Source organism: Sulfurivirga sp. (assembly GCF_015490265.1).
Taxonomy (GTDB): domain Bacteria; phylum Pseudomonadota; class Gammaproteobacteria; order Thiomicrospirales; family Thiomicrospiraceae; genus Sulfurivirga.
In genome coordinates this window covers 1-17,949 of record NZ_WFYD01000094.1, presented here as the reverse complement: position 1 = coordinate 17,949, position 17,949 = coordinate 1, and the positions used below count along the sequence as shown (strand labels likewise).

21 protein-coding genes and 1 tRNA gene are annotated in these 17,949 nt (G+C 60.0%); 12 read left to right on the top strand and 10 right to left on the bottom strand.

Annotated elements, in window-relative coordinates; all coding sequences use genetic code 11:
* Window positions 1-189 precede the first annotated feature (189 nt).
* Window positions 190-1,263: an FAD:protein FMN transferase gene (locus F8K16_RS06355; protein WP_294948373.1), complete on the bottom strand. Its 1,074-nt coding sequence runs from the start codon at window positions 1,261-1,263 to the stop codon at window positions 190-192.
* A gap of 38 nt (window positions 1,264-1,301) precedes the next feature.
* On the opposite strand from F8K16_RS06355, the gene F8K16_RS06350 reads away from it, so the two are divergent.
* Window positions 1,302-1,940 carry a hypothetical protein gene (locus F8K16_RS06350; RefSeq protein ID WP_294948371.1) on the top strand — a complete coding sequence of 213 codons (639 nt, stop codon included), beginning with the start codon at window positions 1,302-1,304 and terminating at the stop codon, window positions 1,938-1,940.
* On the opposite strand, the gene ispB is transcribed toward F8K16_RS06350, so the two are convergent.
* Window positions 1,931-2,896, bottom strand: coding sequence for an octaprenyl diphosphate synthase (gene ispB, locus F8K16_RS06345; RefSeq protein WP_294948369.1), 966 nt, complete (start codon window positions 2,894-2,896; stop codon window positions 1,931-1,933). The genes F8K16_RS06350 and ispB overlap by 10 nt on opposite strands.
* A 193-nt stretch (window positions 2,897-3,089) precedes the next feature.
* On the opposite strand from ispB, the gene rplU reads away from it, so the two are divergent.
* From rplU to F8K16_RS06300, 9 genes are all read left to right on the top strand, one after another.
* Complete coding sequence (rplU, locus tag F8K16_RS06340; RefSeq protein ID WP_294948366.1) at window positions 3,090-3,404, top strand: 50S ribosomal protein L21; 315 nt, start codon at window positions 3,090-3,092, stop codon at window positions 3,402-3,404.
* Between the two features lie 37 nt (window positions 3,405-3,441).
* Window positions 3,442-3,699: a 50S ribosomal protein L27 gene (gene rpmA, locus F8K16_RS06335; protein ID WP_294948364.1), complete on the top strand. Its 258-nt coding sequence runs from the start codon at window positions 3,442-3,444 to the stop codon at window positions 3,697-3,699.
* A gap of 97 nt (window positions 3,700-3,796) precedes the next feature.
* A complete protein-coding gene (gene cgtA / locus F8K16_RS06330; RefSeq protein ID WP_294948362.1) occupies window positions 3,797-4,864 on the top strand; it encodes an Obg family GTPase CgtA in 1,068 nt (355 codons plus the stop codon).
* Window positions 4,854-5,975, top strand: coding sequence for a glutamate 5-kinase (gene proB, locus F8K16_RS06325; protein WP_294948360.1), 1,122 nt, complete (start codon window positions 4,854-4,856; stop codon window positions 5,973-5,975). The genes cgtA and proB overlap by 11 nt, the downstream gene beginning before the upstream one ends.
* A gap of 165 nt (window positions 5,976-6,140) precedes the next feature.
* The gene (gene groES, locus F8K16_RS06320; RefSeq protein ID WP_294948358.1) at window positions 6,141-6,428 is read left to right on the top strand and encodes a co-chaperone GroES; all 288 of its coding nucleotides are present in this window, start codon (window positions 6,141-6,143) and stop codon (window positions 6,426-6,428) included.
* A 38-nt stretch (window positions 6,429-6,466) separates the two neighbouring features.
* Window positions 6,467-8,104, top strand: coding sequence for a chaperonin GroEL (groL, locus tag F8K16_RS06315; protein ID WP_294948356.1), 1,638 nt, complete (start codon window positions 6,467-6,469; stop codon window positions 8,102-8,104).
* 100 nt (window positions 8,105-8,204) lie between these two features.
* Window positions 8,205-8,807: a hypothetical protein gene (locus tag F8K16_RS06310; RefSeq protein WP_294948354.1), complete on the top strand. Its 603-nt coding sequence runs from the start codon at window positions 8,205-8,207 to the stop codon at window positions 8,805-8,807.
* A gap of 73 nt (window positions 8,808-8,880) precedes the next feature.
* Window positions 8,881-9,687 carry an alpha/beta fold hydrolase gene (locus F8K16_RS06305; RefSeq protein ID WP_294948352.1) on the top strand — a complete coding sequence of 269 codons (807 nt, stop codon included), beginning with the start codon at window positions 8,881-8,883 and terminating at the stop codon, window positions 9,685-9,687.
* 121 nt (window positions 9,688-9,808) lie between these two features.
* Window positions 9,809-10,705, top strand: a complete 897-nt coding sequence (locus tag F8K16_RS06300) for a cation transporter (RefSeq protein ID WP_294948350.1) — start codon at window positions 9,809-9,811, stop codon at window positions 10,703-10,705.
* 1,603 nt (window positions 10,706-12,308) lie between these two features.
* Here the strand turns inward: F8K16_RS06300 and F8K16_RS06295 are convergent.
* On the bottom strand, window positions 12,309-12,509 hold the full coding sequence (locus F8K16_RS06295; RefSeq protein WP_294948348.1) for a hypothetical protein: 201 nt from the start codon (window positions 12,507-12,509) through the stop codon (window positions 12,309-12,311).
* 492 nt (window positions 12,510-13,001) lie between these two features.
* Complete coding sequence (locus F8K16_RS06290; RefSeq protein WP_294948346.1) at window positions 13,002-13,208, bottom strand: hypothetical protein; 207 nt, start codon at window positions 13,206-13,208, stop codon at window positions 13,002-13,004.
* 397 nt (window positions 13,209-13,605) lie between these two features.
* Here F8K16_RS06290 and F8K16_RS09270 point away from each other — a divergent pair, with 397 nt between their 5' ends.
* Window positions 13,606-13,950 carry a type II toxin-antitoxin system RelE/ParE family toxin gene (locus tag F8K16_RS09270; protein WP_367122813.1) on the top strand — a complete coding sequence of 115 codons (345 nt, stop codon included), beginning with the start codon at window positions 13,606-13,608 and terminating at the stop codon, window positions 13,948-13,950.
* On the top strand, window positions 13,910-14,191 hold the full coding sequence (locus tag F8K16_RS06285; protein WP_294948344.1) for an addiction module antidote protein: 282 nt from the start codon (window positions 13,910-13,912) through the stop codon (window positions 14,189-14,191). Before F8K16_RS09270 ends, F8K16_RS06285 begins: the two co-directional genes overlap by 41 nt.
* Before the next feature lie 216 nt (window positions 14,192-14,407).
* Here the strand turns inward: F8K16_RS06285 and F8K16_RS06280 are convergent.
* The 6 genes from F8K16_RS06280 to F8K16_RS06255 all read right to left on the bottom strand — a co-directional run.
* Window positions 14,408-14,484 (bottom strand) — tRNA-Arg (locus F8K16_RS06280).
* Window positions 14,485-14,516: 32 nt separating this feature from the next.
* Window positions 14,517-15,005, bottom strand: a complete 489-nt coding sequence (locus F8K16_RS06275) for a nuclear transport factor 2 family protein (protein ID WP_294948342.1) — start codon at window positions 15,003-15,005, stop codon at window positions 14,517-14,519.
* 80 nt (window positions 15,006-15,085) lie between these two features.
* Entirely contained in the window at window positions 15,086-15,544 is a 459-nt protein-coding gene (locus tag F8K16_RS06270) for a hypothetical protein (protein WP_294948340.1), read from the bottom strand.
* Between the two features lie 53 nt (window positions 15,545-15,597).
* Window positions 15,598-16,707, bottom strand: a complete 1,110-nt coding sequence (mnmH, locus tag F8K16_RS06265; protein ID WP_294948338.1) for a tRNA 2-selenouridine(34) synthase MnmH — start codon at window positions 16,705-16,707, stop codon at window positions 15,598-15,600.
* Window positions 16,704-17,738 (bottom strand): selenide, water dikinase SelD, encoded by a 1,035-nt coding sequence (gene selD / locus F8K16_RS06260; RefSeq protein ID WP_294948337.1) that lies wholly within the window; start codon window positions 17,736-17,738, stop codon window positions 16,704-16,706. Before selD ends, mnmH begins: the two co-directional genes overlap by 4 nt.
* Before the next feature lie 8 nt (window positions 17,739-17,746).
* A partial coding sequence (locus F8K16_RS06255; protein WP_294948336.1) for a zinc finger domain-containing protein occupies window positions 17,747-17,949 on the bottom strand: 203 nt, incomplete at its 5' end.

Sequence of the window (17,949 nt, the reverse complement as noted above, 5' to 3'; positions counted from 1 at the left end):
GGCAGACAGCCGTCCGGCAAAAATGGGGGAGACCCCGTCTCTGTGACGGTTTCGGGGGCTGGACGGCGGTCGGCGTGGAGCGGCTGGCCCGCCAACCGGTAAAATCGGGGGAGACCCCGTGTCGACTGGTTTCCTGAGGGGGGCGGGGTTTGGGTGAGCCGTCCGCCCGAAAGTCCCTGCCGCCCGCTGTCAGGGCTGCTGTTTCTCCAGCGGCTGCCAGCGCTTCTTCATCGCTTCGGTCATCTCCAGACGGCCGTCTTCCAGAATGACGGCCACCTGACTCAGGCCCATCTTCTGCGCCACCTCACGCCACTTTTCCGGTCCAGCGGCCAGCAGCGCCGTGGCGGCGGCATCCGCCGTGATGGCGTCACGATGGATGACGGTCACCGAGAGAATGCCCTCGGCCGGCCGGGCGGTGTGGGGGTTGATGATGTGGCTGTAGCGATGCCCGTTCCAGTCGAAAAAGCGCTCATAGGTGCCGGAGGTGACGATGGCTTCGCCGGCCTGCAGGTCGATGCGGGCCAGTGAGCGCTCAGGATTGTGAGGGTCGGCCACCCCGATACGCCAGGGCTGGCCGCCCGGCTTGAGGCCGAGCGCCTTCATGTCTCCGCCGATGTTGATGATGGCATGTTCTATGCCCGCCTGTTTCAGATAGTTCAGCACCTGATCCAGCGCCAGACCCTTGGCGTTGGCACCGAAATCCAGTTCCGCCAGATTGTTGCGCGCGCTGATGGTGTTCTCGATGACCACCACATCATCCATGGTGGGCCGGTGCTGCATCCAGGTCCGCAGCTGTTTTTCCGTCGGCGGCGGGCCGGTGGGCGTGTCGCTGTGGAAACCCCACAGGTTGATCAGCGCGCCGATACTGGGGTCGAAGTAGCCTTCGCTCAGGCGATAGAGGTCCTTGGACTTCTGGATGAAGGCAGCCATGTCCGCAGGCACCTTGATGCTGTGGCCCAGCAGAAAGGCGGTGTTGACCCGGTAGAGCAGGCCGCCAGGCTCCCAGGCGTGCCAGCGCTGATGGAATGCCTGAAGCTCCCGGGCGATGTGACCGAACGCCTCCCGGGCACGCTGGGACGAATCAGCATAGAGGGTGACATGCACCAGCGTGCCGAAGACATGGAAGGTCTGCTTGTGGGGCTTCAGCACCGGTGCGGTGCGGATGTCCACCGTCTGCTGCGGCGCCGGTGCGGGCGCCTCCGACGGCTGGCAACCCGCAAGCAGGACGGTCAGTGGAAGGATCAGGACTAATGATTTGCGCATGACAGCCGATAATACCGGATACACAAGGGAATGCAACCATGGCCGCAGTCGAACCCAGACGCAGAAAACAGGAAGTGCCCGAGGAGCAGCCGGCGCTGTTCTATCTGATGCGCCGGCTGGAGCGCGCAGAAGACCAGCATCTGGCCCGCACCTTTTCCAGCTATCACCGCACCCACCATGAGGTGGACACCCATCTGCTGGAGCTGTTCATCCGGCGCATCCGCCAGCAGAACATCTTCGTGCGCATCATGGGGCCCAACGGAAAGCGGGAGTCGCTGCTGCTGTCCAAGGTGCTCTTTTCCATGAGCAAGGTCATCCGTCTCTACTGCAGCCTGAGCGTGCGGGACGAGGACAATGTCTATCTGCGCATCTTTCCCGACACCCGCACCGGCCTGATCCGCGTGCAGCGCCTGCGGGGCGGCGATGTGCTGATGCCGGAAGAGGTGTTCGCCCATGCGGATCAATGCCACATCATCCGCTTCATCACCCGCTGGATTGTGGAGCGGGTGGACTGGCAGAAGACCAAGCTGCGCAATCTGGACATCTACAAGCTGTTCGTGCAGACCCGGCAGGAACAGCTGGAACAGAAACTGGCTTCCCTCAACGAGTATGCGCAGATGCAGCGGGTCATCAAGGGCGGGAACCGCCGTGGCGGCCGTGCGGAAGATCAGGCCTGACGCTGCAACGCCAGTCGGGCCAGTGCTGCAAGTGCGTCCCGGTAGGAGGAGGGGGGAATGGCTTCAAGTGCGGCGATGGCCCGCTCCGTTTCCCGCGCCGCAGCTTTGAGTGTATAGTCCAGCGCACCACTGCGCTCGATGGCGCTCCGCACCGGCTCCAGCAGCGACAGGTCGTGGGTTTCGATGGCGCGGCGCACCAGAGCACGGTCCGCTTCCTCTCCGTGTTCGAGGATGTAGATCAGCGGCAACGTGGGTTTGCCTTCCGCCAGATCATCGCCGATGTTCTTGCCCAGCTTCTCCGGGTCGCCCATGTAGTCGAGGGCGTCGTCGATCAGTTGAAAGGCCGCGCCCAGATGGCGTCCGTAGGCGGCGAAGGGCTCTTCCAGCTGCGGCTGTCCGGTGAGCACCGGTCCCATGCGCGCCGCCGCTTCGAACAGCTTGGCCGTCTTGCGGTAGATTACCTCCAGATAGCCGGCCTCGTCCACCTCCGCATTGCCGATGTTGAGCAGCTGCATCACCTCGCCGGCGGCGATGACGTTGGTGGCTTCGCTCATCACTTCCATGATGCGCATCAGCCCCGGCTCCACCATCATCTCGAAGGAGCGGGAGTAGAGAAAGTCGCCCACCAGCACGCTGGCAGCGTTGCCCCACACGGCATTGGCCGTCTCCCGTCCCCGCCGCGTGTCGGATTCGTCCACCACATCGTCATGCAGCAGCGTGGAAGTGTGGATGTATTCGATCACCGCCGCCATGGTGTGGTGGTGGGTGCCCTCGTAGCCGCAGGCACGGGCGCTCAGCAGCACCAGCAGCGGGCGCAGTCGCTTGCCGCCGCTGCTGATGATGTAGTGGCCGATCTGGTTGATCAGCACCACATCTGAGCGGGTCCGCTCAAGGATGAGCCGGTCTGTGGCGGCGATGTCGTCGGCGATCAGGGCGCGAATCTGCTCGAAATCCATGCTGTCGTCCAAATGAGCGTATTCGCCATATTGTAGCCTCAATGCCCCTTGCGGCGGGCCCCTGCGGAGGCGTTGCGCCTGTGGAAAAAACCTTTTGACCTGTCGCTGACAAGTCACTATAATTCCGCTTTTCCATAATTCCGTCGCTGCGCAGCGCGTGGCGACACAGGCAGTCTATCCAGGAGAAAGCAAGATGTACGCAGTCATCAAGACCGGTGGCAAGCAATACAAGGTGCGTGAGGGCGATGTGCTGCGCATCGAGTCCATTGATGCCGCTGAAGGCGACAAGGTCAAGTTCGACGAAGTTCTGCTGGTCGGCGAAGGGGCTGACATCAAGGTGGGCACCCCGGTTGTGGAAGGCGCCAGCGTCGAGGCCACCGTCAAGGGCCACGGCCGCGGCAAGAAGGTGACCATCATCAAGTTCCGCCGCCGCAAGAACCGTTCTCGCCTGAAGAAGGGCCATCGCCAGAACTACACCGAAATTGAAATTACCGGCATTTCCGCCTAAATTTCATCTCTGAGCGCATTACGAGAGGAAACAGGACATGGCACACAAGAAAGCAGCTGGCTCAACGCGCAACGGTCGCGACTCGAAGGCCAAGCGCCTCGGCATCAAGAAGTTCGGCGGTGAAGCCGTTCGCGCCGGCAACATCATCGTGCGTCAGCGCGGCACCAAGTATCACGCCGGCGACAATGTCGGCCGCGGCAAGGACGACACTCTGTTCGCACTGGCGGACGGCAAGGTGCAGTTCGTTCGCAAGGGCAAGCCGCTGCGCACCTATGTGACGGTCGTAGCTGAATAAGCGCGTCCGACGCAGCGTCTGCCGAACGCCCCGCTCTGCCGGGGCGTTTTTGTTTTGCAGGGCGATAAAATAGCAGGCGCATCCACAGGAGCAGGCCATGAAGTTCGTAGACGAGGCGCAGATTCACGTTCAGGCCGGGCGGGGTGGTGACGGCATCGTCAGCTTCCGCCGGGAGAAATACATTCCCTTCGGTGGCCCCAACGGGGGCGACGGCGGGGATGGCGGCAGCGTGTATCTGGTGGCCGACCGCAACCTGAACACGCTGGTGGACTTCCAGTATGTGCGGGAATACAGGGCGGAAAACGGCCGTCCCGGTCAGGGGCAGCAGAAAACCGGTCGCTCCGGTGAGGACCTCTACATCAGGGTGCCGGTGGGCACCACCGTCATCGATGCCGACACCCAGGAGGTGATCGGCGATCTCACCGAGGATGGACAGACGTTGCTGGTGGCCCGTGGCGGCAAGCACGGGCTGGGCAACGTGCACTTCAAGTCCAGCACCAACCGCACCCCCCGCCAGTGCACTCGGGGCGAGCCGGGAGAAGCGCGCAACCTGAAGCTGGAGCTCAAGGTGCTGGCGGATGTGGGGTTGCTCGGTCTGCCCAATGCCGGCAAGTCCAGCCTGATCGCTGCCGTCTCCGCCGCCCGACCCAAGATCGCCAACTATCCGTTCACCACCCTCTATCCCAATCTGGGCGTGGTGCGCATCTCGCCGGAACACAGCTTCGTCATCGCCGACATTCCGGGGCTGATCGAAGGGGCCTCCGAGGGTGTGGGACTGGGCGTGCAGTTTCTCAAGCATCTGTCCCGCACCGGGCTGCTGCTGCATGTGGTGGACATCGCCCCCATCGATGGCAGCGACCCGGCGGAGAACATCCGCATCGTGGAGCGCGAGCTGGAGAAATACAGCCGGGAGCTGGCTGACAAACCCCGCTGGCTGGTGCTCAACAAGATCGACCTGTTGCCGCCTGAACAGGTGGAAGAAAAGGTGAATGAAATCGTCGAGGCCACTGGCTGGCAGGGGCCGGTGTTTGCCATCTCCGCCGCGCAGCGGCAGGGCACGGACGAGCTGGTCAAGGCGGTGGCACAGGCGCTGTTCGAGCGGCGGCGCGAGGCGCTGGAAGCCGATCAGGCCGCTCAGGAGGCATCGGAAGACGATGAAGCGTAGCCAGTTGCCGGCCACGCGCCGCTGGGTGGTCAAGATCGGCTCCAGTCTGCTGACAAGCGACGGCCGCGGCCTCAATGTGCCCGCCATCCATGACTGGGTGCGGCAGATGGCCGCCCTGCGCGAGCAGGGCGTGGAGGTGCTGGTGGTCTCCTCCGGCTCCGTGGCCGAGGGCATCAAGCGGCTGGGCTGGTCGAAACGGCCCACGGAGTTGAGCAAGCTTCAGGCCGCCGCTGCGGTCGGGCAGATGGGGCTCGTGTGGGCCTATGAGGAGGCGTTCAGCCAGCATGGGCTGCACACGGCGCAGATTCTGCTCACCCATGCCGACCTGTCCGACCGGCAGCGCTATCTCAATGCCCGCAACACGCTGCGCACGCTGCTGGATCACGGCGTGGTGCCGGTCATCAACGAAAACGACACCGTGGTCACCGACGAGATCCGCTTCGGTGACAATGACACCCTGGCGGCGCTGACGGCCAATCTGGTCAGCGCCGACGTGCTGGTCATTCTTACCGACCAGCAGGGACTGTATGACGACAACCCGCGCACCAACCCCGATGCGAAGCTGCTGCCCGAGGTGAAGGTGAGTGACCCGGCCATCGAACGGATGGCCTCACCGGAAGGCGGCGCACTGGGGCGGGGCGGCATGTACACCAAGGTGATGGCGGCCCGGCGGGCGGCCCGCTCCGGCACGGCCACGCTGATTGCTGCCGGGCGGGAGAAGGATGTGCTGCTGCGCCTGCATGCCGGCGAGGCGCTGGGCACGCTGCTGATTCCCGATCTGGAGCCCTACTCGGCGCGCAAGCGCTGGATCGCCGGTCAGCTGCAGGCGCGCGGCACCCTGTGGCTGGACGAAGGCGCGGTGCGCGCCCTGCGTCGCGGCGGTATCAGCCTGCTGCCGGTGGGCGTCAGCCGGGTGGAAGGGCATTTCCGCGCCGGCGAAGTGGTTGTGTGCCGCGCCCCGGATGGTGAGGAGGTGGCCCGCGGGCTGATCAACTTCTCCAGCGACGAGGCCCGGCGGATCGCGGGCTGTCCCACTGCCTGCGTGCGCGAGCGTCTCGGCCATGAGGTGGATGAGGAGATGATCCATTGCGACAACTTGGTGCTGCTCTGAGCGGTCCGCCGATTTTTTTCTCCCCGACTCTTGAAACCCGTTTTTGCGTCCCCATCTAGTCGCTTGACTGTGTTCGGTGACTGACTAAAATCTGTTAGCACTCTCTGACGACGACTGCTAACAGAACCGAATTCAACCCGAATCATCAAGGAAGGAGACACTGCAATGGCCATCAAACCTTTGCATGATCGTGTGATCATCCGTCGCATGGAAGAAGAGGAAGTGACAGCCGGTGGCATCGTGCTGCCCGACACCGCGAAGGAAAAGCCCCTCAAGGGCGAGGTGGTCGCGGTGGGTCCCGGCAAGGTGGCTGACAACGGTCAGACCATCCCCATGAGCGTCAAGGTGGGCGACACGGTTCTGTTCGGCAAGTACGCCGGTCAGGACATCACCGTGGACGGCGAAGAACTGCTGGTCATGCGTGAAGACGACATCGTCGCCATCATCAGCTGATTGACAACGGAATTCACAGAATAGAGGGAGAGCAGACAATGGCTGCAAAAGAAGTCAAGTTCGGTTTCGATGCGCGTGAGCGCATGGCGGAAGGCGTCAACATTCTGGCCAACGCCGTGAAGGTGACGCTGGGTCCGAAGGGTCGCAATGTGGTGCTGGAGAAGTCCTTCGGTGCGCCGACCGTGACCAAGGACGGCGTCTCCGTTGCCCGTGAGATCGAGCTGGAAGACAAGTTCGAGAACATGGGCGCCCAGCTGGTCAAGGAAGTGGCGTCCAAGACCAATGACGAAGCCGGTGACGGTACCACCACCGCCACCGTGCTGGCGCAGGCCATCGTGCGCGAGGGCATGAAGGCGGTTGCCGCCGGCATGAACCCGATGGACCTGAACCGTGGCATCCACAAGGCGGTCAACGCGCTGGTGGATGAGATCAAGGCCATGTCCAAGCCGTGCGACACCAAGGAAGCCATCGCACAGGTCGGCACCATCTCCGCCAACAACGATCCGGCCATCGGTGAGTTGCTGGCCGAGGCCATGGAGAAGGTGGGCAAGGAAGGTGTGATCACCGTCGAGGAAGGCAACAGCCTGACCGACGAGCTGGAAGTGGTCGAGGGTATGGAGTTCGACCGCGGCTATCTGTCCCCCTACTTCGTCACCAATCAGGACAAGATGACCGCGGAGCTGGACAACCCCTACATCCTGCTGCATGACAAGAAGATCAGCAACATCCGTGACCTGCTGCCCGTGCTGGAAGCCGTGGCCAAACAGGGTCGTCCGCTGCTGATCATCGCCGAGGATGTGGAAGGCGAAGCGCTGGCCACACTGGTGATCAACAACATGCGCGGCATCGTCAAGGTGGCTGCGGTCAAGGCGCCCGGCTTCGGTGAACGCCGCAAGGCCATGCTGCAGGATATCGCAGTGCTGACCGGCGGTACCGTCATCTCCGAAGAGCTGGGCATGACGCTGGAAGGCGCCTCCATCGACGATCTGGGTCAGGCCAAGCGTGTGGTGGTTGGCAAGGACAGCACCACCATCGTTGACGGTGCCGGTGACAAGGCCGACATCGACGCTCGTGTGGCTCAGATCAAGGCGCAGATCGAGCAGACCACATCCGACTACGATCGCGAGAAGCTGCAGGAGCGTCTGGCCAAGCTGGCAGGTGGCGTGGCCGTGATCAAGCTGGGTGCGGCCACCGAAGTTGAAATGAAGGAGAAGAAGGACCGTGTGGAAGACGCGTTGAACGCGACGCGCGCCGCGGTCGAGGAAGGTATCGTGCCCGGTGGTGGTGTGGCCCTGATCCGTGCCAAGTCCAATGTGGCCGACAAGGTCAAGGGCGACAACCAGGATCAGGATGTGGGCATCGAGATCATCATGCGCGCCGTCGAAGAGCCGCTGCGTCAGATCGCCTTCAACTGCGGTCTGGAGGGCTCCGTGGTGGTCAACAAGGTGGCTGAAGGTGACGACACCTTCGGCTTCAACGCAGCCACCGAAGAGTACGGCGACATGCTGAAGATGGGCGTGATCGACCCGGCCAAGGTGACCCGTACCGCGTTGCAGAACGCTGCGTCCGTGGCCGGTCTGATCATCACCACCGAGGCCATGGTGGCCGAGAAGCCCAAGCCGGAAACTCCGGCGCCGGCCGGTGGTGACATGGGCGGCATGGGCGGCATGATGTAAGCCGTCCGGCACGTCCGGTCAGTCATGACAGCCCTGCAGGTTTTGGCCTGCGGGGCTTTTTCGTTCTACAATGCAGAAAAAAGGGTTGAGGAGGTGAACGATGCTGCGTTGGCTGGTATTGTCGGCAGGACTGCTTCTGACAGGCTGCGCCGGTATGGGCGGGGTACCCCAGGCTTATCGGGCCGTGCATCATTTCGAACTGCGCAAGCCTCTGACCATTCCGGCCGGCGCCGCACGGGTGTTCGTGCAGAATGGCCGGGCAAAGCCCTATTCCGCCGTGGACTGGTATTCGCCATGGTGTGCGCTTGAAGTGCGGGAAGTGAAGGATGCGCCTCAGCCGGTCGCCCCCGGCGTGTTCCGCATTACCCGGATATCTGTGGATCAGGTGGAAATAGCCCGGCGGCGGCATCCGGTGATGCTGGCCATGAACGATCTGGCACGGGTGAGCATCGGCATTGGCATCGGTGGCGGCTGGCATGGCGCCGGTGCTTCGGTGGTGTTTGGCATCGGGGATACATGGCAGCCGCCGGAAACGATGGATACGGTCATTTTCGATCTGGCCGGCAGGCAGCAGAACGTGATGCGCCTCACCTGCGGCGGACGCCTGAGCAATGGCAGCCCGGCGGATGGCCCGGACCGTTACCGGCCGGATGTGGCCACCATCAACAGCCGCATTCTCAGGGGGGTGGGGCGGCTGTATTAGCACTTTTTAATGCAATTGCGCCGGCAGGTCCCGTCCATAAAATCGGAAATGATGTTCACGAGGAGGGGTGGTCATGACCGGATGGCGCTTGCTGATTGCTGCATGCTGCCTGTTGTGGGCAGGCCTTGTCGAAGCACGCACGGTGGTGCTGATTCACGGGCTGGCCAGTGGGCCGGGCACCTGGTACAGGCACAAGGTGGTGCAGCCTCTGCTGGCGTCCGGGTTCGCCGATGGTGGCATGCTGCCGGAGGCGCCCAACTGGCTGGCGACCCGGGCGAAGGATGTGGTCTATACGGTGCATCTGCCGTGGTGGGCGCCGCTGGAAGTACAGGGGCGGTTGCTGGATTGGGTGCTCAAGCCCCTGTATCAGCGCCGCCATGAACCGGTCATTCTGGTGGGGCATTCCACCGGTGGGGTGGTGGCCCGGTTATACAGCCTTGGTCCGAGACAAATCCGCGTGCCGGTTGCCGGCGTGATCACCATCGCCTCGCCCAATCGGGGCACCCCTTTTGCCAAACTTGCATGGCGCATGCTGGATTCCCCCATGGGCAGCATGCTCAAAAGCATGGACAACAAGTCGGAACGCTTCTACTGGGCGCGCAAGCTGCTGTGGCAGATCAGCGCCGATACCGCCAACCCCATCCGCTGGATGAACCGCATGCCCCATCCGCCGGAAGTCAGATATGTGAGTCTGGTGCATACGCGCAAGTTCGATCTCAAGCGCGGCGACTTCAGCCTGGTGGTACCACCGGCCTATCAGGATCTGCGCCGCGTGCCGGCGCTGGCGGGCCGTGCATTGAGCATTCCCGTGCGGGCCGGACATCAGTTGCGGCCGGTGGACGGCTGGGTGCTGGCGGATCTGTTGCGGCGACAGTTCTGAATCCGGCACGGTGCTGCGGAGCGGTTCCACACATGAACGGGCACGGGAATCCGTGCCCGTTTTCTGTTTCATAAAATGAGAATGGTTATAATTTGCTTTTGATGTTTTGCAAGGGCGTATCATGAGCGAAAACTGTTGTTCCAGCTGTTGCAGCCAGAGTGCCGACAACACCGCCGAGAATGTGGAAGTATCGGAGGCCTGGGATGCCGTCAGTCTTTTTGATGTGCCGGGCATGGACTGCCCTGCTGAAGAGCAGATGGTGAGAACGGCCCTTGCCGAGTTGACGCCGCCGCCCGGTTTCGAGTTTGACCTCAACCGGCGCCAGATGCGCATCTATCATGCGAAATCTCAGCTGGAGGAGATCAGCCATCGGCTGGACGGACTGGGGCTGGGCAGTCGCCTGCTGGAAACCGGCACGCTCACGGATGAGGCACGACTGCTGATGCAGGAATCGGCCGCGGCACGGGATGCCCGCGAGGCCAGGGTGCTTACATGGCTGCTGGCCATTAACGGTCTGATGTTCGTGCTGGAGTTTGTCGTCGGCTGGCTCGCGCAGTCCACCGGCCTGATCGCCGACTCCCTCGACATGTTCGCCGATGCGGCAGTCTATAGCCTTGCACTCTATGCCGTCGGGCGCAGCGTGCAGCTGAAGGTGCGCGCCGCCCATCTGGCCGGCTGGCTGCAGCTGGCGCTGGCCCTGTTTGCGCTGGCGGAAGTGGTGCGTCGTTTCATCTACGGCAGTGAGCCGGTTTCCACACTGATGATCGGCATGGGACTGGTGGCGCTGGTGGCCAATGTGGCCAGCCTGATGATCATCTCGAAAAGCCGGGACAGTGGCGCGCACATGAAGGCCAGCTGGATCTTTTCAGCCAATGATGTCATGGCCAATCTGGGCGTGATTGTTGCAGGTGTGCTGGTCATGTGGACCGGTTCCCGCTGGCCGGACCTCATCATCGGCACCCTGATTGCACTGGTAGTGCTCAACGGCGCCCGCAAGATCCTGCAACTTAAGGGATGAGTTTTCCCAGTCCGGTCAGCCGCTGTATTGGTCGCGTCACGGCTGTGCGGAAGATTTCCTTAAACCCCTTGGTGTGCTCTGGACCGGGTCAGTGCCGTATAGACCAGTTGGCGTGACAGCGGAGGCGTGTCCACCTCCGGCAATACAAGCAGCACTTGCTCAAACTCCGCCTCCTGCACTTGTTGTGACAAAGGCTGTTTCACGGAGCAGGCAGCTGTGGAATCCGGTTGCGGGACAATCACCCCTGATCGCAGTTAAACAGTTCAAGAGAGGGGGCATTTTCCTGAATTAGAATGGGCAGCCCGGCATGCATCCAATCGGTCATACCGGCAGGTCGAAGTATCGGATCAGCTGCTGGTTGAGAGCATTGACACCCCAATGACGGTCATGGCACAACGGAGAGAGTGTGGGAAACCTGTTGAGTGCTTACAGCAGCTTGCCGACACAGACTGCTGCCGGGGTCAGTGGCAGTAGTTCAGCTGATCAAGATAAGTGTCGTAGCCTTCTCTGGCCTGTTGCAGCAGTTGGGCTCGGCTCAGCGGAAGGTGTTTCTGGGTCGTGGGTCGCACCTTGAATAAACTGGGCATACATTTTGTCATAACGTGACAATGACAGGATGTGTCCATGAGCAGCCATCATCCGTCCAGTGTTGATCGGCAAAGCGCAAGCAGGAAGTGGGGTCGCTTGTTGCGTGGTAAGAGTCTGTGAATGCGCTGAGTCGTGACCAGCCAGTCTCGGTGTTATCTCGATGGTGTGATGAGTTTCTGGAGGGCAACCCGGTGGCCCTGAAACACCGCACCGACGATCCAAAGATGGTCACCTTGGGGCAAGGAACGCAAGCGTTCAAAACGGCTGGTCGGGGACCTCATGAAGGACAAGAAGTTTCTGGAGATGCGCACTGCACGCCCCGGGACACGCTTCGAAGCTTTGAGTCCATCCACAAAGGGCTCCGAGAGCACTGCGGCCCGCTTGCTCAGGACAACGTCCAAAGTCTTGTGTTGCGGAACGAAGACTATGGTCCACAGTTACCTGAACCAGGCCTTCCAATGGGAAATTGTTTTCCTTGGGGCCGAATTCAGTCCGAGCTTTACCAGATTCCCTAAAGGCAATGGCGTAGCCGAGTGATTCATTCGTGCTATTGTGGGCGTACGCCTTCGACACCATCGAGGAGCTGCACTAGGTACTGATTGAAATTAAGGAACAGCATAACGAGCACCGGCTGCTGTAGCGGCACGATTATGCCGCTACAGCACAAGTGTGCGTGATCATGCACCCATGTCGGACGCTGTATGAAGGGGAGTATTTTGTGCAAAACAGTATCCAGGGATTTGAGGCCTTATTGAGCCAATTTGCCAGTCTCCTGCAGCCGTTGCAAGACAAAAGGGGGGCTGGTCTGTCCATCCGGGCCAGCGGCAGGCTGTCGAGCTGCTGGCGGATGTCTGGGGCAGGTCATCAGAGCAGTAGCTGGTCTGGTGACAAATGTAGTACTGAATGCATGCTGAACACGAAGCCGATGTGGCAGACAGGTGACGAAAGAGCAGGCTGGCAGGAAGCCAGCCACGTGGAACGTTTAATTTAATTAAGCTTCTCTTTATTATGGCTCTCATCCTTTTGCTGATCTTACTTCTTCCAGCTCTTTTTTTAGTTGGTCTCTCTCTTTTTCTAGGTCTTCTATGATGGCCCTGAGGTCCCAATAGAAGCTATCTAAGTACCCGTTGACCGTTCTTTCGCAGTCGGCTCTCTTTCTGCAGTAGTCTAACTCTTCAACAAGTTCTTTTTCTGTGGATTCTTTTGACTCTGCCATTGTTTTCTCCTTTATTTAAACTTGTCAGGCATGTTGCTAAAAATGGGGTTTATTCCCCGTTTTGGCATTATTAACGCGGTGTTCTTTATTTTTGTGAGTTGCGGATGCATTTTCAGATAAATTAGAACACTTTGTTATATGCAATTTGAGGTGCCGCCATCAATTGAGCGCACGGATTTTTTTGCCGTACGGTCAGAATTCCGATTCTACTATGTCATGAGGGGGATTGCATGGTTATAGCAATTTCCTGAGGCAGTTGCAGGACAAAATGGGCGCTGGTCTGTCCATCCGGGCCAGCGGCAGGCTGTCAAGCTGCTGGCGGATGTCTGGGGCAGGTCATCAGAGCAGTAGCTGGTCGGATGACAAATATAGTACCCATGAATGCATGTTGAACACGGAGCCGATGTAGCAGACAGGTGAGAAAAGAGCGGGCTGGCAGGAAGCCAGCCAAGTTGAACGCTTAATTTACTTAAGTTTCTCGTTATGTAACTCTCATCCTTTTCCCGATCTTGCCACTTCCAGCTCTTTTTTTAGACGGCTTATCTCTTCTTCTAGAGCTTCCTTTTCACGCCAGAGGTCATCTATAGAGCTCGTTTTTATATCTCTGGAACTTCTTTCGGCGTCGATCATATTTTTGGAGGATTCTATCTCTTCAGTAATTGCTTTTTCTTGTTCTGTAGATTTTTGGGGTTCTGTCATTATTTCCTTCCTTTATTTGAGCTTGTCAAACATGTTGCTAAAAGTGGATTTTATTCCCCATTCTAGCATTGTTAACATGGTGTTCTTTATTTTTTGTATGTTGAGGGAGCATTTTCAGACAGATTAGAACACTTTGTTGTATGCAATTTGAGATGCCATCATCAATTGAGCGCACGGATTTTTTATCGTGCGGTCAGGATTCTGATTCTACTATGTCATGAGGGGTATTGCATGGTTCTGGCGGTTTCCCGCAGCAGTTGCAGGACAAAGAGGGGGTTCTGGTCTGTCCATCCGGGCCAGCGGCAGGCTGTCAAGCTGCTGGCGGATGTCTGTGGGCAGGGCGCCTGACAGGCCAACGTGTTTGCCTGTCAAGTAGCCTGTAGGCTACACTGTGTCCATGTTTGAATTGCCTACGACGCCCGATTTTGATAAGTGGCTTTCGAAGCTGAAAGACCGGTGGTCAAGCGCCCAGGTTGCTTTGCGCCTGGCTCGACTGCAAGCGGGCAATACGGGCGACAGGAAATGTCTGGATGAGTGTCTGTATGAGCTGCGTATCTTTACAGGGTCCAGCTACCGCATCTATTACAACTGGCAGGGTACCCGAATCGTCCTGCTGCTAAGTGGTGGAGATAAAAGCTCACAGAGCCGAGACATTGATCGTGCAAGACGCATGATCAAGAACTGGACAAGGAGGTGTAAACATGAAAACCCGGCCATTCAACCCCATTTCCCTGCTGGATAAGCCGGAAGACATCGAGGCCTATCTGCAGGAAGCGCTCCATGACGAAGACCCACGCGTATTCATCGCTGCGCTGAGCAATGTCATCCGCAGCCGCGGCGTGGCTGCAGTGGCCAGAGAAGCGGGTCTCAGCAGAGAAAGCCTTTACCGTGTGCTCAATGGCAAGAGCATGCCACGTTGGGATACGGTGGCCAAACTTCTGGACGCGCTTGATATCCAGCTGGATATGAAAATGGTGATCTGATCCACGTGCGGCTATCAGGAAAGAGGTAAAAGGGGGTATGAAAAGATGAGTGGTCAACAAATAGGCATGTTGCTGCTTTTTCTGCTTCTCACTGGACTATTGGGTGTGACTATTTACTGGTTGGCTCGGCAAGGACTTAAAAAGTAGGAGTTGTCACCAAACCGGTCACCAGAGCGGACAGAAAGAGAAAGTTGAACTTTAAGATGTTGATTTTATTGGCCCGCCCGAGAGGATTCGAACCTCTGACCTTTGCCTCCGGAGGGCAACGCTCTATCCAGCTGAGCTACGGGCGGGTGAAGAGGCCGCTATTTTAGTCAATCGGCGCTCAGTTTGCACGCTGTCTGTCGGCCAGCCAGCGCATCAGGCCACCGATCAGGGGCAGGCGCTGGTAGAAGTGTTCGCCGCTGTCCCAGTAGTCCATCTGCACCCGCACTTTGCCGTTTTCGTCCAATAGCAGCTTGCTGATACCGTTGCGCTGCACGGGGCGTCCGCCTTCGCTGTGGATCAGACGCCACTCGATGTAGGCAGTATCCCCGTTGCAGGCATGCAGATGGCAGCGCAGCTGCGCATCGGGCAAGCGTCTGAAACGGTCCTGCCAGATCTGGATCAGCTTGGGCAGCCCGCGAGTTTCGTTGAACGGGTCCTTGAAATAGACATCCTGCCGGTAGTGTTCCCGCAAGGTCTGGGCCACCTGTCCGTCTGTCAGCTGGGACAGGGCCTCGCTGAGCGCTTCGATGCGGGCATTGCACTGGTCGGTGCTCAGCTTCGGTTGCATCAGTTCGGTTTTGAGGGCGTTGAGGTCGATTTCGCTCATTTTTGTGTGTTTTCCTTGGGGGTTCCGTGAGTTTTATGCGGCGGCTGGCCGGGCATCCTGCAAAATTGGGGGAGACCCTGTCATTGGGCGGGTTCCGGATAGCGCCGGTTGCGTTCTGTGACCAGCTGGAACGGTGCCTGAATCAATTGGTCGTCCGGCGTGGTGATCAGCACGGTGACACGCCAGATCATTTTTTCATTGGTACAGAAGGCGAGAATGGCGCGGCCCTGCCAGGTGGTTTCGTTTACCGGATGCAGATCAACCCGGTTGTAACCCATGTACATGTTGATCCCGCTGATGTCGAGCTGCACCTTTTTGGCCTTGATGCCGTGCAGGGTGACGGTGACCGTCAGCGGTTTGGCGACCGGAATGGGCTTGGGGGCAATATTCAGGGTAATGCGCCGATTACCGTCTGTGAGCGTGCAGGCCTGCCGGTGCAGGTTGCAGTCCTTCACCATGGGCAGGACGGTGCCGTCCGTGCCGCTGAGGCTGCACCCTGCAAGCAGCAGGGCCATTATCAGAAAAGTGAGTGCGCGCATGGGCACACCATACTGACCCGGGTGGAAGGAATCAATCGCCCTGTGCCGCATTGTCATACTGTTTCAAGAAACGACAGCAGCGCTTCGGCTTCACCGCGGAACCTGACAGGATGAGGTTTGCGGCTCAGCTGGTAGTCGTACATGGGGTCGTAGTAGTCAGTGAGCAGAAAGCGCACCCAGTCGCGGTGTCCTTCCCTTGATCCGGTCTGTTGCTGCAGCTGCCAGGCGGCTTCGAACATGCTCAGCAGGCGGCTGTGCCGTTCGCCTCCTAACCGGCGTTGAATGCGATTCATGCTGTCGAGAATGTCCTCGCGCCAGCGTTCCAGGCCGTTTTCCGGCGCCCGTTCCAGCCAGCGGGCCTGCGCCTGCGTGACATATTCATCCAGCGTAATGTCCACACGAGTTTCCAGCGGCGCTTCCAGAATGAGCAGTTCGGCACCGTCATACAGACCTTCAAGAATCGTTTTCGGCAGATAGAGGCGACCGATATTGCGCCCTTCGTCTTCGAAGGCCAGATACGGGTGTGGTTCGGCAAAGAACTGGATCAGCGCATAGGCCAGCCGGTTCTCAAAGTCGATCTGAGTCGGCTGTGGGTCGATGTGGCGCCCGAAGGCACTGCCCCGGTGGTTGGCCAGCGCTTCCAGATCGATCTTGTGCTCAATGCGTGCCAGCAGGCGAGTCTTGCCGCAGCCAGTGCGTCCTCCGATGACAAAGCGGCGTGTCTGCTGCAGTTTCTGTGGCAGGGGGCCTTCCAGCTGTTCGATGAGAAAGCGGCGCAGCGCCTTGTAGCCGCCGTGCAGACGCGGTATGACCAGACCTTCGTATTCATACAGCCAGCGCTGGGCGATTTCGGAGCGCTGTCCCCCCCGGAAGCAGTAGAGCAGCGCATCCGGATGGGCGCGGTAGAAGTTCGCCCAGGCACGGATGCGCGGGCGGCGCACGTCTTCATTGACCAGTTCATGGCCCAGTTTCACCGCCGCCTCATTGCCCTGTTCCTTGTAGCAGGTGCCCACGGCGGCCCGCTCCTCATCGGTCATCAGCGGCAGGTTGACCGCGCCCGGAAAGGCGCCTGCGGCAAACTCCACCGGCGCGCGGGTGTCGATCAGCGGCCGCTGATTGCGGACCAGGGTTTCGAAATCGTCAAACAGGGGGAGCGTGCTCATCGGACAGTGACCAGCGGGCCTTCACCGGCGGGCAGCGTGCGACCAACAGGGTTCAGCTCAAGGCCGCATTCGCGCGCCACTTCAAGGAAGGTTGGCACGGCCTCATCCTTCACCGCCACCAGCAGCCCGCCGGAGGTCTGCGGGTCGCACAGAGTGTAGCGCTGCTGCTCGGTCAGGGGGCTGACCTTGTGGCCGTAGCTGTTGAAGTTGCGGTCAGTGCCGCCCGGCGTGCACCCCTGCGCCAGATAGTCGAGCACATGGGGCAGCAGCGGCACGGCTTCCGCCTCGACTTCGGCGCGCACGCCGCTGCCTTCGCAGATTTCGATCAGGTGGCCCAGCAGGCCGAAGCCGGTCACATCCGTCATGGCGGTGATGCCATCCACTTCGGCAAAGCGGGCACCGGCGCTGTTAAGCGTGCACATCTGTTCGATGGCCGCCTCAAGATGTTCCGCCTGAATCTTCTTCTGCTTCTGGGCGGTGGTGAGGATGCCGATGCCGATGGGCTTGGTGAGAAACAGCTGGCAGTCTGGTTCGGCAGTGTCGTTGCGCTTGAGCCGGGCCGTTTCAACAAGGCCCGTCACCGCCAGGCCGAAGATGGGTTCCGGCGCGTCAATGGAATGGCCGCCGGCCAAGGGGATGCCTGCATTGCGGCAGGCCTCGCGCCCACCTTCGATCACCCGCTGGCCTGTGGCGGCGTCCAGCTTGTCAATGGGCCAGGCGAAGATGGCGATGGCCATCAGCGGTCTGCCGCCCATGGCGTAGATGTCGCTGATGGCGTTGGTGGCGGCAATCTGACCGAACTTGAACGGGTCATCCACAATGGGCATGAAAAAGTCGGTGGTGGACAGCACCGCCGTACCATTGCCCAGATCGAAGGCGGCGGCATCGTCCTTGGTGTGGTTGCCCACCAGCAGCTCATCCGGCACGCTGTGGGCCATGCCGGTCTTGAGCATCTCTTCCAGCAGCGCCGGGGCGATCTTGCAGCCGCAGCCGGCACCGTGGGAGTATTCGGTCAGTCGGATCATGTTCATGCGCCTCATTATAAAGGTTGGCATTCGGGGCAGAAAAAGGTGCCACGCTGTCCCAGCGTGATGCGCTCAATGGCCGTGCCACAGGTGTGACAGGGGTGTTTTTCACGCCCATAGACATGCAGTTTCTGGGCGAAATAGCCCGGCTGGCCATCCGGGCGGGTGAAATCCTGCAGGGTGGTGCCGCCGGCCTCGATGGCTCGGGCCAGCACGG

What these genes read in the sequence shown, in the direction of transcription:
- F8K16_RS06355 (WP_294948373.1), bottom strand. Translation starts at nt 1,263, where the DNA reads ATGCGCAAATCATTAGTCCTGATCCTTCCACTGACCGTCCTGCTTGCG.
- F8K16_RS06275 (WP_294948342.1), bottom strand. Translation starts at nt 15,005, where the DNA reads ATGAGCGAAATCGACCTCAACGCCCTCAAAACCGAACTGATGCAACCG.
- mnmH (WP_294948338.1), bottom strand. Translation starts at nt 16,707, where the DNA reads ATGAGCACGCTCCCCCTGTTTGACGATTTCGAAACCCTGGTCCGCAAT.
- F8K16_RS06305 (WP_294948352.1), top strand. Translation starts at nt 8,881, where the DNA reads ATGACCGGATGGCGCTTGCTGATTGCTGCATGCTGCCTGTTGTGGGCA.
- rpmA (WP_294948364.1), top strand. Translation starts at nt 3,442, where the DNA reads ATGGCACACAAGAAAGCAGCTGGCTCAACGCGCAACGGTCGCGACTCG.
- ispB (WP_294948369.1), bottom strand. Translation starts at nt 2,896, where the DNA reads ATGGATTTCGAGCAGATTCGCGCCCTGATCGCCGACGACATCGCCGCC.
- groL (WP_294948356.1), top strand. Translation starts at nt 6,467, where the DNA reads ATGGCTGCAAAAGAAGTCAAGTTCGGTTTCGATGCGCGTGAGCGCATG.
- F8K16_RS06310 (WP_294948354.1), top strand. Translation starts at nt 8,205, where the DNA reads ATGCTGCGTTGGCTGGTATTGTCGGCAGGACTGCTTCTGACAGGCTGC.
- groES (WP_294948358.1), top strand. Translation starts at nt 6,141, where the DNA reads ATGGCCATCAAACCTTTGCATGATCGTGTGATCATCCGTCGCATGGAA.
- F8K16_RS06285 (WP_294948344.1), top strand. Translation starts at nt 13,910, where the DNA reads ATGAAAACCCGGCCATTCAACCCCATTTCCCTGCTGGATAAGCCGGAA.
- rplU (WP_294948366.1), top strand. Translation starts at nt 3,090, where the DNA reads ATGTACGCAGTCATCAAGACCGGTGGCAAGCAATACAAGGTGCGTGAG.
- F8K16_RS06290 (WP_294948346.1), bottom strand. Translation starts at nt 13,208, where the DNA reads ATGACAGAACCCCAAAAATCTACAGAACAAGAAAAAGCAATTACTGAA.
- selD (WP_294948337.1), bottom strand. Translation starts at nt 17,738, where the DNA reads ATGAACATGATCCGACTGACCGAATACTCCCACGGTGCCGGCTGCGGC.
- proB (WP_294948360.1), top strand. Translation starts at nt 4,854, where the DNA reads ATGAAGCGTAGCCAGTTGCCGGCCACGCGCCGCTGGGTGGTCAAGATC.
- F8K16_RS09270 (WP_367122813.1), top strand. Translation starts at nt 13,606, where the DNA reads ATGTTTGAATTGCCTACGACGCCCGATTTTGATAAGTGGCTTTCGAAG.
- cgtA (WP_294948362.1), top strand. Translation starts at nt 3,797, where the DNA reads ATGAAGTTCGTAGACGAGGCGCAGATTCACGTTCAGGCCGGGCGGGGT.
- F8K16_RS06350 (WP_294948371.1), top strand. Translation starts at nt 1,302, where the DNA reads ATGGCCGCAGTCGAACCCAGACGCAGAAAACAGGAAGTGCCCGAGGAG.
- F8K16_RS06270 (WP_294948340.1), bottom strand. Translation starts at nt 15,544, where the DNA reads ATGCGCGCACTCACTTTTCTGATAATGGCCCTGCTGCTTGCAGGGTGC.
- F8K16_RS06295 (WP_294948348.1), bottom strand. Translation starts at nt 12,509, where the DNA reads ATGGCAGAGTCAAAAGAATCCACAGAAAAAGAACTTGTTGAAGAGTTA.
- F8K16_RS06300 (WP_294948350.1), top strand. Translation starts at nt 9,809, where the DNA reads ATGAGCGAAAACTGTTGTTCCAGCTGTTGCAGCCAGAGTGCCGACAAC.